Here is a 12,950-nt window from a genome sequence, read left to right on the forward strand (position 1 = left end):
TCCCGCGACAAATATCGTCCGGGACAGCCCCCGGGAATGTGGACCATCATCCGGGATGGAACACCTCTTGCTTCCAGTAGATGGATCTCTGACGCCACTGGATATTCGGCAGTTCCCCGGCCGTCTGCCTGACGGCCTCGAGGGCCTCGCGCAGGGTCGCGGCTTTGCCGCTATGCGGCATCGGTGCCGGGTAGACGTGGACGGCCCAGGAATAGGGCAGAACGCCGGTGATGGCTGGTGACGGGTGAACCCGGCCCACGGGCTCGCCCTCCCGCAGGACAATCCTGTCATGGGGCCAGGAGGATGGATCATCCGCCCATGTGGGCCTGTGGGACCAACGCATCTTTTCTCATCTTTTCAGGGTCCGGGGATCGACAGAACACCCGCATCCGGTGTAAAACAAATCATGAACAGATTAGCAGGAATCCCGCCATGTTCGAGATTAAAGATACCGCCGCTGGCCTGACCGTGACGATGATCCGGGAGCCTGAACCCCGGAACCCGCGAATGGCAGATGAAAACCTCTTCCAGATCGTGACGTGGATCCCCGACCTGGGCGATGCCCATGACTGGCCCAACGAACAGGCTTTTCTCGCGTCGATCAATCACGAAGAGACCGTGATGATGCCGCTCACCACGATTCTGATCCGTGGGCGCCATGCGCTCGTGCCCGCCTACAAGGACACCGACAGGGTGGTGGGATATGCCTTCGCCAGTTTCGAGAGCATTTGCCTGTTCAACAAGATGGGCAAGATCACCGACGAGGTGCGGAGCCGCGTTCTGGAGAACGCGGAGTATACCTGTCTGGGAGAGCTCAGCGCTTATGAGGAATTCATCGCCGGAGATGTCCACATGTATCACGTGGTCGACAAGCGGGGGGAGCTCCTCGAAGAGGAGCGCAACATCTGCGGAAGCGAGTATGCGATGTCGAAAGCCAAGGATGCCTTCCAGAGACATCTCTATGGCATTCAGATGGACCTGTAGCGGACAGCGCGTCCCATGTGTGGTCGGTTTCTCGATCCCAATCTGAGAAGCGACGATCCCTGATCTCCAGTCAGGGATAGCGCTCCGGAAAGAGATGCTCGGGCGTGGTCTCCAGAACGATAGCGAGCGCCCGCTCGATCCTCCGGGATCGGTTCCGTCCCCGGCTGACAAGGGACACGGTTGTCCCGTTGACACCGAGTTGACGGGCGACGGCAGAGAACGAGAGCCCCCTCCTCCGCAGGTCCGCCTTGACGCCCTCATGCCGGGCGAGGTCGTCGTCCACATTTCTCATTCGTGAAGGCTCACCGATCCCACCATCGGGGAAAACTCGGCCGCGACGTCGCGGCGGTCAAAAGCAGATCAGTATCATGGCAAAATCGGGCCGGACAACATCGGGTTCTCTGATTGCGGCTATGTCAAGCGGGTGAGCGATGTGTCCGTCCGGGGTCATGGTTCTCTCCGAGGTCGCGGATCATACGCCTCATGATGGTGTTCGGTGTTGGATCGTCTCCAATGTCGTTTGCGGGCTGAGCAGGCGAGGCTGCATCCCAACCGTTTTTACGAGATCGATCAACCTCCGTCCCGTCGGGACTTCGCTCCCCGCCTCCGGGGCGGGAACTCAGATCAGGCGGTGGCCTCCTTCGTCCATTGGTATTCGGTTTCGTTCTTCCACAGCGTCAGCATCAGCACGGCGATCTTGCGCGCGGTGGCGACCGCCGCCTTGCGGAATCCGCGCCGTCCAGCCAGTCGCACGGCCCAGCTCTTGAGTGGCGAGAAGCGTTTGACCTGGCGGATCAGGCAGGAAGCGGCCTCGAACAGCAGGCCACGCATGGCGCCATCCCCGCATTTCGATACGCGCCCTGACCAGTCCACTTCGCCGGATTGGTGTCGCTTTGGCGTCAGTCCAAGGAAAGCACCGACATCGGAGGTCCGGCTGAACCGGCCCGGATCATCGACCAGGCCAATGAAGCTGAGCGCGTTGACCGGGCCGACGCCGGGGATGGTCATCAGGCGTCGTGCAACAGGGTCGGCCTTGGCTTTGCGCTTCACGGCTTTGTCCAGGTCATCTGCTGCCTGGCACAGCGTGGCATGGGTGGCAATGAAACCATCGGCGATCGCGCGCAGAACCTGATCGGCCTCACCTGCCTTGGCCAGTTGGTCACGGAAGGCCTGCCTTTGCTGCCCCTGACCGATGCCAGACATGCGGATACCGAAGGTCTTCAGAACGCCGCGGATGTGCCCTTCGAGGTCTTTGCGCAGGCGGATCAACCTTTCCCGCGCGCCAATCAGGCTGCGCAGCCGATCCGCCCCTTCGCTGCGAATGTGGACGGGCGTGAACCACCCGGTGCGGGCGAGCTGCGCCAGCCCCTCAGCATCAGCGGCATCGGACTTGTTGAGCCGGGCCGACAGAGCCTTGTGCGCCTTGCGGGCATCAATGCAGATCACGGGCAAACCGAGCCGCGCCATTCCGCGTTGCAACCAGATCGACAGCATCCCGCTCTCATGCACGATCCGGCGGGGCCTGAGATCGCGGTTGCGGAACCAGCCTGCCACGGCCTCAGGGTCAGCAGGGCATGTTCCCCGCGCAATGGTCTTGCCATTTGCATCCACAACACAGATCGAAATCTCTTTCAGCGACACATCCAAACCGGCATAGTATTCCATAGGTCGTTCTCCTCACGGCTTATATCCATGAGGCCAGCATACCGGACCTCGTTCGCCCCGGAGAGCGACCGCCGCAATCACACCATGTCGTTTGGCCCGATTTGGGGCATGAAACATCTGCAATACAATGAGTTGCGGGATTTTGAAGATCCGGGCCAAAATCACGTTCAACATGTCCCCGATGGGCGCGTCAGACGCCCGAATTGATCGGGTCATTTCGCCCGATTTAGTGGGTAAAAGCGCTGTCTTTCAGAGGGTTATTCAATTTTCGCCGCCACGGCCCGGTTTTGGAGGCCATGACATGGCCCGGGATGCTGAACAAGCGGTGAACTGACGGGCTCTCAGGGTGGAGAGCTCGGGAGGCGTCGGGACCTCCCAGCACGGCGCGGCAAACGCTGGACCAGCGAGCGAGAGAGAAAAGGCGGCTCCGCCTTTGGGGGATCCCCTGCGGGGGATCGAGGCAGAGAGAAGCGAGCGGTTCGCGTCTCCTGCCAGCCAACCCCGAAAGGAGGTGAGACAAGTGAGTGAAACCTGGCTGCACGCCCAGCGCATCAAAGCGTGGGCGCTGGTGAGGAAGGGCGGTCTGTCCGCTAAGATCGGCCGCGCCTTCCTCAAGAAACACGGGATCGTCTGATCCCCTCGCCTCATCCCCGTCAGGGGGTGAGGCAATCATACCACATCCCAACCCCGGCGGTAAATTGAATACGGACGCGCATCCGGATCACTACACACGAAGCCGGGAGCAACTGGAGGAGACGTGCCGTGACAAAACGGAAGCAAAATCAGCGACGGCGACATGTTCTGCCTGCCCGCCGTCTCGTGGAGACCCGCAAGTGATCTTCGTCCCTGTTTCCGGACAGTGTGATTGTTGACCCTACGCGGCGATTTTCCAACTCATTTCTTCGAAAGCCTCTGCCGGTGTCTGGTAGCCGATGGCTGAATGGCGGCGCTGGCGGCCCGTAGAAGACCCCGATGTATTCGAAGATAGCGGCCGTGGCCTGTGCCCTTGTTGCGAAGCGCTGGCGGTGGACCAGCTCCTTTTTCAGCGAAGAAAAGAAGCTCTCCATCGGAGCGTTATCGAGGCACTGACCCTTGCGGCTCATGGACTGGATCAGCCTGGCGCGGTGGATGATCTTGCGATAGTCTCCGCTGGCATATTGCACGCCGCGATCAGAGTGAGCGATCAGACCGGGCACTGGGCCGCGCCGGTCGAGAGCCATCCGGAGCGCGTCGCAGCACAGGTCTGCGCCCAGGTGATCGGCCATGGACCACCCCACGATTTCGCGGGACGCCATATCCTTGACCGCAGCGAGGTAGAGCCAGCCCTCGCCGGTACCGACATAGGTGATGTCGGCCAGCCAGACGGTGTTCGGAGTGGTGCAATGAAATGCCCGCCCAAGCAGGTTCGGTGACGGGGTCAGCTTATGATTGCTGTTCGTGGTCACCGGCTTGCGCGGCTTTCTCAGGCGGGCTGAGATCCTGTTTTCCCGCATAATTCTGGCCACGCGCCGCTCCGAGACGCACACCCCATCAGCGCGCAGATCCCGGTGAATGCGTTTGGAGCCGTAGCGCCCCTTGCTGGCTTTGAAGAAGTGCCTGATCCGCTCCAGCAACGCCACGTCTTGTGCCGCACGCCGCCCCTCCCGGCCTTGAAGGGCCGCCCAGCTCGCGTCGTAACCATAAAACCAGCTGCGTGACAGGCGGACCAGCCGGCAGAGTGTCAAAACCCCGTATTGAGCTTTGTGGGCAGTGATGAAGGCGTGCTTGTTCATCGTGGTTTCACCGCCCTTGCTGCGAAAAAAGCGGAGGCCTTTTGCAAGATCTCGTTCTCCTCCGCGAGACGCTTGTTCTCTTTGCGAAGCCGTTCCAGCTCAGCGGCGTCCGCCTTCTGGCGACGTTTGGCCTCCATCGAGCCGAACGCCTCAATCTCCAGCCGCCAGGTTTTTAACTGCGTGCCGGTGATCCCCAGCTCTTTCGCGACGCTGCCCTGCGTCGCGCCCGGCTCATAAAGCCGGTCAACCGCTGCAGCTTTGAATTCGTCCGTGTACTTCTGTCGATGTCGTCCCATGTCGTGCTCCTCTCATGGACAGGGGTAAATTACCCCGCTGTCCGGAGACAGGGACGAAGCTCAGCCCCCGGAACTGCCGCGTCACGAGCAGGTGCTGACACCGGGCGAGGCCTGCAAATGCGGCGGCGCATTGCGGACGATCAGTGAAGATGTGACCGAGGAACTGGAATACATACCGGGCCGCTTCATTGTGAACCGGATCGTACGACCACGCATGGCGTGCAAATGCTGTGACAAAATCGTTCAAGCCGCACTTCCCTCACGCCCGATCGAGCGTGGCCGCCCGGGCGCCGGTCTTTTGGCTCATGTGTTGGTCTCAAAGTATGCGGATCATTGCCCTTTGTATCGACAGAGCCAAATCATGGAACGCGATGGGATTGACCTTGACCGCTCCACTCTGGCTGGCTGGGTTGGACAGTCTACAAAGCTTCTGGAACCGTTGGCTGATGCCATCGGTAGATATGTTCGTGCAGGGGCTGCCATCTTTGCGGATGATACACCGATCAAGATGCAGGCCAAAAAGAAGTGCGCGACAGCACGCATTTGGACGTATGTCCGGGATGAACGACCTTGGGATAGCCAGGCATCACCGGCGGCGTGATACAAGTTCAGCACAGATCGGGAAGGCAGGCCTCCCACCAAACATCTGGCCAATTACAAGGGTTGGATACACGCGGATGGCTATACCGGGTTCAACGATCTCTTTGCGAATGAGGACGTCCACGAGATGGCCTGTATGGCCCATGTCCGGCGCAAGTTTGTTGACATCTTCCAGTCGCAGGGATCGCAGATCGCCGAAGAGGCGATCCGGCGCATCGCTCTGCTTTATGCCGTCGAGAAGGCTGCACGTGGCAAGTCGCCGGAAGAGCGTGTGGCGCTACGCCAGCGTGACGCCACGCCGGTCTTTGATGATCTGGAAGTTTGGCTGACCGAGCAGCTGAACCGTATCTCGGGCAAATCTGAACTGGCCAAGACAATCCGGTATGCACTTGGCCGCATGAAGAAAATGCGCGGATATCTGGAAAACGGTTCCCTCGAACTCGACAATAATTGTGCGGAGCGTTCAATCCGCTGCGTGGCTCTGGGCCGGAAGAATTACCTCTTTGTCGGCTCCGAGGGCGGCGGCAAGGCCGCGGCTATCGCCTATACCCTAATCGAAACCGCCAAACTGAACGGCGTCGATCCCCAAGCCTGGCTCACATGGGTCCTCGCCCAGATCGCTGACCACAAAATCACACGCCTCGACGAACTCATGCCATGGCGTCACGCTGCTCAAGCAGCGTAACAGGCAGCCACTCGAACGGGCCAGAGCGGTCAGACCGAACGGCTACTTTGCAAGTGAAAGAACTTCAGCAGAAGTGCCACATCATACCAAGATTTTTTCAAAAGACGCTGAACCCAGGTGGAGAGTTGCGGGCAGCCAGCGTGATCAATGGGAAGTGGAAAACCCGGCAAGATCATTTCTATGCGAGTTATGTGCCCTCATAACCATATACAAAAATCATTTCTGCTTGCCATCTTATTAGATATGGGCTTAAGCTGATCCTCCAATTCCGAAATCTTCAAGCTTATATCATTTAACATATTTGTCCGCTTGGAGTCTTCTCCGCGACTATCTTTTTTTGCTGTTCGCATTATTTCCACTTCACGGCGCAGCATTATGATGTTAGAAACCTTATCGAGAAGTTCGGGTAAAGATAATGGTGAGATTAATTCAATCATATCTCTATCTTGGGTCGATATTTTATGAGTTAGACATCTGAAGTATCTTGCTCCAGAAAGCCTCATTGCAACGATTATACGCAACGCATCTGCCGGACTGGTAATTTTGACGCGTGTGTAAGTGCGTTCAACTTCACTGTACTGACCTGACAAGAGATTCACTTTTGTTTTTAACACCAGTGTATCGTTGTAAATACGTAAAGAAACTGGCTCATCAAAAAAGTTAAGTCTTGATTTTAATATCAAATCGTCTCTTCTTTTGGAATTGAATGAAATATCTTTGTAAATTAGTGGGTGCGGTGGCGGAGAGCATACCAAAACACTCTCTCCTTCAAGAACAGCCTCGGGGAAAAACCCCTGTGCGACAAGTCCTGAATATTCACCTTCATCATCCCAGAACTCTTCAAATTTCCCGAACGATTGCAGCCAATATTGCTCAAAAGGGATAATGTTTCGAAATAGTAGATTATGATTCAAATCATAATCGAAATTCACGTCATCGCCTATTTTTAGAACCTCTGATCCTGAGAGAAACACGCCTAATTGCTCAAAGTAGATGTCGTCTGACAACCATGTCCCATAGATATGGTCTGCGATAGCTGTAGGTTCTGCACTTAAAATAGCATTCTGATTGGCAATCATCATAAGTGTCTGCTCACGTGAGCATGATCCCAAAGATGGGAGGTCGTCGATCTTTTTTCCTGTGATTTCGGAGACAATTTTGTCGGGCTGAGGTATTCCTCTTTCAATCATGAATACGGCACAATGATTGCCATCGTCAGCATATACTGGCTTCATGACGCAGCAGACTGCTAAAGATATATATATAGATAGTTTCATTTTTGACACGCCATTATATCTCATCCGACATTCCCCAAGTGGGATGCCCTCTTCTCGATCTTGTCGCTGCGTTGCGCATGGATCAAGCCTCTTGTGCACGGCTTGCCATGGTTCGGGCATCTGATACGCGATCTGAGCGCGATTTCTGGTCTTAATTCGATTTTCCCAAGCCCCTGATGGACATTGCAACCGAGTTGCGTTCTCCCGCCAGCCAGATCGGCTTTCTGGTGATGTGCGCCTACTTCAAAGTGGCGAAAGCGTTCTACAATCCTCGCGATTTTCACGCCCCGGATACGATTTCAGCAAGATGGGTCATGATCAAACTTTTGCACTGGGCGACTAGGTTTTCCAGTTGAGTTGACAGGCGATTCAAAGGCCGTGGGCCACTGATCACAAAGTTCAACGGTCTGATTTGTTCAGCACATCCCACCTTCTAGGCGGGATCGGGCTCTGCCCGGCCCACCAAACCGACACACATGGCGGCGATACCGAGAGGCGGTGCAGTAAACTGGAACACAGACTAATCTGAAGCGCTCAACCGGCATCGCAAGCAAGGACGGGTAAGCGGAATTACCCTACTAGGAACGCGGGAAGTCGTCTCTGGCTTGCCAAAATAACGCTGGAACAGGCCGCTACTCAGGTTGCCAAACGCAATCTCTCCAGAGCTGGTGATGGCGCCGTGCGAAATCGTCCATGGAGGCGATGTTCGCTTCAGGGCTCCGGCACGCGCGAGCACAGGTGGAGACGACATCCTGATACAGTGATCTGGAGACCGAGAGCGGCCCCGAAAAGTTGACGATCAGGGAGTCGAGCTGATCAGCTAGCCTGTCTCCGCGGGGGACCATGACGAAGCTCGGCGGTCTTCCAAAAGCATTGATCAAAATATAGCGCCAGCTTGGATCAGCCGAACCCGTTCTGGGAAGCAATTCGAAGGGACTTGCGTCTCCACCGTCGGAAATCTCATTATAGATGGCATCCACGGCCTTTCGCTTGCGGGCGATCAAAACATAAGGACCAAGTGCGGTGAGACAGCCGGTGAGCTCATCCACATCTATGCCCAAAAGATCTTCAAGGCGATAGCGCGCGGTTTTATCTAAATCGGCACGGGCAGACAAAAACCACCGGAGCTGTCGATGAGTGACCCCGACTGCGGTTGCGATTTCCTCCGGAGGGTTTGGCCAACAATCAACGATGTTTTGGGCGAGCGCAGCAACTTCATGAAGATCGGTGCCAGCTGAATCGCAATCGGTGTCCATATGATCTGCGTCATGACCTTGGCCAGTTAATAGCCAAATGTCGCGACTGCGGTCGTCCGTATGGAAATAACGTGGTTGGTTGGGGGGTATGGTCGCCTCTTGAGGATAGAGCCACGGGCCTGGAGTCCAATCCATCCTTTCAATGGAGGGAACGCGCGAATCTCGAAATGGCAGAGAAAGCCAATGTTCCATCTGCTGCCGCTTTTTGGCGTATAAGGATGTCAAAGCTCGCCATTCGGTGTCTTCACGATGGTCCTGAGCGACAGTTTTATTGAGTGCGTCAACCGGGTCTTGAACAGTTGACCGGCCACTTCCTTGCCAACTCAGCCACTGTGCTTGGGTTTGCGCAGATCGCAATGCAGCTGGATGGCTCTTATCCTTGGTGTCACATATCGCCAGACGCACACCAATGTCAGAAAGGCGAACACCGAGATCGGGTGAAGCAGCGGCCAGATTCCTGTTGACGCGTAATGTGTCCGGCAAACCTCGCAATCCTTCGCCGTGCGACCACGCCTCGCTCAGAACTGACTGGATGGGCCTCGGTTCATCAACTTTTGAAAAGGTAAGCCAGCGCAGGGGCAGCCCTGCGACAGTGAGACCGTAGATAAGCAATGGGGAAAGACCGTAGCTCTCTGCCTCTGCAAGCCTGATCGGATCCCGAACGGACACGATACCATAGTCAGGATGGAGAAAAACGAACCGTGCGACGGAAACGTAGAAGAAATGCTCCCTGCTTACCTGATCGCTGTTCACAGAGAACTCCTACACCAATCAAATGCTACGTTGCTGACACAGAACAGTATGACGGTTGCACCCGCGTATTCAATGTCGGCGTCCTGTGGATCCGATTGACGAAGAATGCTGATCCGGCACCGCCAGCAGGAGATCCGGACAGACGGCTCTGGGATCGTGATGGGCCATTGTCGGGCAGCGTATGCCAGAAGACTGGCCAGACGAATCCTGCAATGGCACACTGCCCATCAGGCCGACCCTGACCGGCTCCCGCCATCGGCTGCACACCGGACATCGTCCCAGACGGAAAGGCACGATCATGCAAACGGCAGCAATTCTCTCCGACGAAACCGGAAAGCTGATCCGGGGTGAACTGATCGAGCGGCGAAAGGACGGCACGGCCACCATCCTCTTTGCCGGATCTCTGAAGCGCACAGGTCGAGAAGTGACAATCGAGGACCTGATGGCGCGGGCACCCTCATGAGACAGATCCCGTTTGCTTCTGAACTGCGATCACTGATGCGGCAACGGCGCATCCGAAAGCGATATGGCAAGCGGGCGATGCATATCAGCTGGACCCGCAGTGTGCGCGACATGATTTTTATGACGGCCTGCTTTTTCAACGCGGGCAAGGTTATCGCAACGCTGAACGGATCGACATTCGGCCTGACCAACACATTCAATGATCCCATGTTCTTCGTATCCCTTTTGATCTCGAGCTTGCTCGGAAATGGGTTCTTCAGGGACGTCAGGGAGCACAAGTACCTGCGGGCGGGGCTGGGGCGGAAACGGGACATCTCCGATTGGAGGGATTGGCCCTTGGACGAAAACTTGAAGCAGAGAATGGACGAAGCCCGGCAAAAATGGATGTCGACGCAAAGGAAAGACTGATCTCGGCGGCCGCGTGGGACGCCGGTGGCCTGATGGCCACCAGCAACCGGGGACGGAACCTGATGAGCCGCCCGTGGTCAGATCGATGGAACGGCGCCGGTCGCAAGCAGGGCTGTGCAAGATCATAGCATCCTGAGAGTATGGGCGGTCCTGTCATGACCTGCCGTGAAGGCGGGGGGAGCGAGGACGGGCCAGAGAGACAGAGACGGCTTTGGGGAGGGTGATCCTGAACGGGATCGAGACCCTCAACACCGGAGACCGGACATGACAACCAACGTCGACATCACCGCCACCTACTCGCCTGAAGACAACAAGCTGCGCCTCTATGCCAGCCAAAGGCTCGATGCCGAGACCTATCAGCGGGTCCGGGAGGCCGGGTTCAAATGGGCGCCGAAGCAGGAACTGTTCGTGGCGCCGAAATGGACCTGTGCCCGTGAGGATCTGGCGCTGGAACTCGCGGGCGAGATCGAGCCCGAACAGACCACCCTGGCAGAGCGCGCCGCGATGAAAGCAGAGCGCCTGGACTCCATCGGCGAGCGACGCGCCCAGGAGGCCAGTGCATACGCTCGCGCTGCTGACCGCCTGTCAGAGTGCTTCTACATGGGTCAGCCCATTCTTGTCGGCCATCATTCCGAGCGCAAAGCCCGCAAAACGCAGGAGCGGATGCACAGCGCGATGGACAAGGCCACCGCAGCGCACCGCTCTGTCGGCTATTGGCAGTATCGGGCCGCCGGGGTCGAGCATCATGCGAACAGGAAGAACTCCCCGACGGTGCGGCGCAACCGGATCAAGACCTTGCTGGCCGATTTTCGGTCGTACCAACGCGCGATCAACGACGCGCATAAGCAGCTTGCGCTGTGGGAGAAGATCACCACCCCGGCGCTGATCACCATAGCGCTGAACAGCCTGCCTGACATTCCGTTTGGCCTGTGGTCGAAGGTCGACAACGGCGAAGTCACGCTGGAGCACGCGCGCGAGCTGTGCATCGCCAACGCGGAAAAGATCGTGACGAGCGAAACCCGCGCCCGCTGGATCCTGCACACGCTGCACCGCCTGTCCTATGAGCGTGAGATGCTGGGAGCGGTTTCGCGCTATAGCGGCGAGATCAAGGCGACCACCTTGCAGATCTTCCTGCGCGAGCAAGGTGCCGACAAGCCGAAGGCGACCGCGACCGGCATCGGCTTCAAGGTCTCTTGTGATGCGCCCCTGCCGCTCCATGTGGGTGAAGGGTGCGAGATGGAACTGACGGAAAGCGGATGGCGTGACCTGATGCTGGACTGCGGCCATGTTCCGGCTCAGAAAGCCCCGGCAAAGAACCCGATCCTGAACTTCGTCGCGCCGTCGGGACGTGTGGCCGTCAAGAACCCCTACCGGCACGAGCTCGAAGAGCTGCCGCAGGTCTCCCTGACGAAGGCGGAGTATGCGAAGATTCCGACCGACAGCCGAGGCACACGACCCTCCGCTTGTGGCACATTCCGCGTGCGGATCGCGCCCTATCCGAAGCATGACGGGCCGCGCTATTCTGCCGGATGGGCCGCGATTCACATCTCCGATCAGAAAAACCATCCGCTGCCGGAGAGCATGACGATGGAGGCGGCAGAATGAACCGCCCGGCGATGTATAGCCGCCCGGACAAACCCCTCACCGTTCAGGTGAGGGACCGCAACGCCCCTGCCCGGCTGGACATGACCAAGGCGCCGGAGATTCTGACCGTGGACAAAGCCACCGAATGCCACGTGACGCCAGATCCGGTCGCGCGGCGCATGGTGGCCTATCTCGGGCCCGTGGGCGACGACCTGACACTGGAGCCGAGCGCAGGAACCGGGCAGCTTGTCCGCGCTCTGCTCGATGCGGGTCACAGCCCGTGTGAGCTGTGCATGGTCGAGCGGCACAAGAGCCTGGCGCATAACTTGCGCCGTCTTGGGCCGGTCATAAACCGCTGCTTCCTCGACTATGCGCAGGAGGTGCAAGGCCGGGCGACGTTCCCGCGCATCCTGATGAATCCGCCCTTCTCGAAGACACGCCAGCACATCAGTGCCGCGCTGTCCCTTCTCGGCCGTGGTGGACATCAGGAGCCTGCGACGCTCGTGGCGCTCGTTCCGGTGACCTACCGCAACGACGCGGCGGAAGAGCTGGAGCAACTGCCAGACGACACCTTCAGCACGGCGAAGGTTCACACGAAGATCATTCGCTTTATGGGGGTCGAATGACCAAGCGCAGCGCGTGACGCCGGTGGCCTGAAGGCCACCGGCATACCGGGACGGCACCTGACGGAGCCGCCCGGGTCAGGGCTGGGGAACGGGCGTGGCAGCGGCACACTTGGCGCTGAACCGGCATCGCCCGCAGGAGAGAGGCCCGCAGACCCCCCGACAGGCACATCCGGTGTCGCGATCCGAGGAGAAGCCATCTCCACATTCGGAAACATGCCACGCGCAGAACCGGGGTCATGCCCGTGATCCGGCCTCATCGGTGTTGACGCGGACACAGGAGCCGCGTCAGTCCCGGTTGCAGCCGTCCTTTTCGCCGGTATGACACTCAGAAGATCTCGACCAATGCTGTCAGATCCCTCGGCACGTGTTTCTTCAAGATGAAATATGGCGGCAGTCGAGGGGGGCGGTGCGGGAGGCGAGCGGCCAGACGCCTGCGGCGCCTGACACGTCTCTTTCGCCTCCCTGACCTTCAACAGCTAATTTCCCCTGCCCGTTCCGGGCATTCCTCGCGAAACAAATTAGCTGCTGACCCCCCTCTTTCCCTGCCGCCTCGTCAATTTCATCGAAACACGAACCAAGGGA

General features: G+C 58.1%; 13 protein-coding genes and 1 pseudogene. 7 read left to right on the plus strand and 7 right to left on the minus strand.

Going from position 1 to position 12,950, the window contains the following annotated elements:
• Positions 1-46: 46 nt before the first annotated feature.
• On the minus strand, positions 47-343 hold the full coding sequence (locus FEV53_RS18070; RefSeq protein ID WP_142836128.1) for a hypothetical protein: 297 nt from the start codon (positions 341-343) through the stop codon (positions 47-49).
• Between the two features lie 89 nt (positions 344-432).
• Between FEV53_RS18070 and FEV53_RS18075 the strand changes: the two genes are divergently transcribed.
• The gene (locus tag FEV53_RS18075; protein ID WP_142836129.1) at positions 433-984 is read left to right on the plus strand and encodes a hypothetical protein; all 552 of its coding nucleotides are present in this window, start codon (positions 433-435) and stop codon (positions 982-984) included.
• A 70-nt stretch (positions 985-1,054) separates the two neighbouring features.
• Here FEV53_RS18075 and FEV53_RS18080 read toward each other — a convergent pair whose 3' ends face one another.
• The 4 genes from FEV53_RS18080 to FEV53_RS18095 all read right to left on the minus strand — a co-directional run bounded on the left by FEV53_RS18080 (position 1,055) and on the right by FEV53_RS18095 (position 4,717).
• Complete coding sequence (locus tag FEV53_RS18080; protein WP_246100909.1) at positions 1,055-1,267, minus strand: helix-turn-helix domain-containing protein; 213 nt, start codon at positions 1,265-1,267, stop codon at positions 1,055-1,057.
• Positions 1,268-1,608: 341 nt separating this feature from the next.
• Complete coding sequence (locus FEV53_RS18085) at positions 1,609-2,649, minus strand: IS110 family RNA-guided transposase (RefSeq protein WP_142836131.1); 1,041 nt, start codon at positions 2,647-2,649, stop codon at positions 1,609-1,611.
• Positions 2,650-3,431: 782 nt separating this feature from the next.
• Entirely contained in the window at positions 3,432-4,421 is a 990-nt protein-coding gene (locus FEV53_RS18090) for an IS3 family transposase (RefSeq protein WP_142836132.1), read from the minus strand.
• Positions 4,418-4,717, minus strand: coding sequence for a transposase (locus FEV53_RS18095; protein WP_142836133.1), 300 nt, complete (start codon positions 4,715-4,717; stop codon positions 4,418-4,420). The genes FEV53_RS18090 and FEV53_RS18095 overlap by 4 nt, the downstream gene beginning before the upstream one ends.
• Before the next feature lie 64 nt (positions 4,718-4,781).
• Between FEV53_RS18095 and tnpC the strand changes: the two are divergent.
• Positions 4,782-6,002, plus strand: a pseudogene (gene tnpC / locus FEV53_RS18100) (IS66 family transposase); the annotation flags it as partial.
• 197 nt (positions 6,003-6,199) lie between these two features.
• On the opposite strand, the gene FEV53_RS18105 reads toward tnpC, so the two are convergent.
• Positions 6,200-7,288 carry a hypothetical protein gene (locus FEV53_RS18105; protein ID WP_142836134.1) on the minus strand — a complete coding sequence of 363 codons (1,089 nt, stop codon included), beginning with the start codon at positions 7,286-7,288 and terminating at the stop codon, positions 6,200-6,202.
• Positions 7,289-7,455: 167 nt separating this feature from the next.
• On the opposite strand from FEV53_RS18105, the gene FEV53_RS18110 reads away from it, so the two are divergent.
• A complete protein-coding gene (locus FEV53_RS18110) occupies positions 7,456-7,635 on the plus strand; it encodes a hypothetical protein (protein ID WP_142836135.1) in 180 nt (59 codons plus the stop codon).
• 276 nt (positions 7,636-7,911) lie between these two features.
• On the opposite strand, the gene FEV53_RS18115 is transcribed toward FEV53_RS18110, so the two are convergent.
• On the minus strand, positions 7,912-9,288 hold the full coding sequence (locus FEV53_RS18115) for a hypothetical protein (protein WP_142836136.1): 1,377 nt from the start codon (positions 9,286-9,288) through the stop codon (positions 7,912-7,914).
• A gap of 298 nt (positions 9,289-9,586) precedes the next feature.
• Here FEV53_RS18115 and FEV53_RS21320 point away from each other — a divergent pair, with 298 nt between their 5' ends.
• From FEV53_RS21320 to FEV53_RS18130, 4 genes are all read left to right on the plus strand, one after another.
• On the plus strand, positions 9,587-9,751 hold the full coding sequence (locus FEV53_RS21320; protein WP_221931665.1) for a hypothetical protein: 165 nt from the start codon (positions 9,587-9,589) through the stop codon (positions 9,749-9,751).
• A complete protein-coding gene (locus FEV53_RS18120) occupies positions 9,748-10,158 on the plus strand; it encodes a hypothetical protein (protein WP_142836137.1) in 411 nt (136 codons plus the stop codon). The genes FEV53_RS21320 and FEV53_RS18120 overlap by 4 nt, the downstream gene beginning before the upstream one ends.
• Positions 10,159-10,422: 264 nt before the next feature.
• Positions 10,423-11,763 (plus strand): DUF3560 domain-containing protein, encoded by a 1,341-nt coding sequence (locus FEV53_RS18125; protein ID WP_142836138.1) that lies wholly within the window; start codon positions 10,423-10,425, stop codon positions 11,761-11,763.
• A complete protein-coding gene (locus FEV53_RS18130; protein WP_142836139.1) occupies positions 11,760-12,368 on the plus strand; it encodes a methyltransferase type 11 in 609 nt (202 codons plus the stop codon). Before FEV53_RS18125 ends, FEV53_RS18130 begins: the two co-directional genes overlap by 4 nt.
• Positions 12,369-12,950 lie beyond the last annotated feature (582 nt).

Source organism: Palleronia caenipelagi (genome assembly GCF_007004065.1).
Classification (GTDB): domain Bacteria; phylum Pseudomonadota; class Alphaproteobacteria; order Rhodobacterales; family Rhodobacteraceae; genus Palleronia; species Palleronia caenipelagi.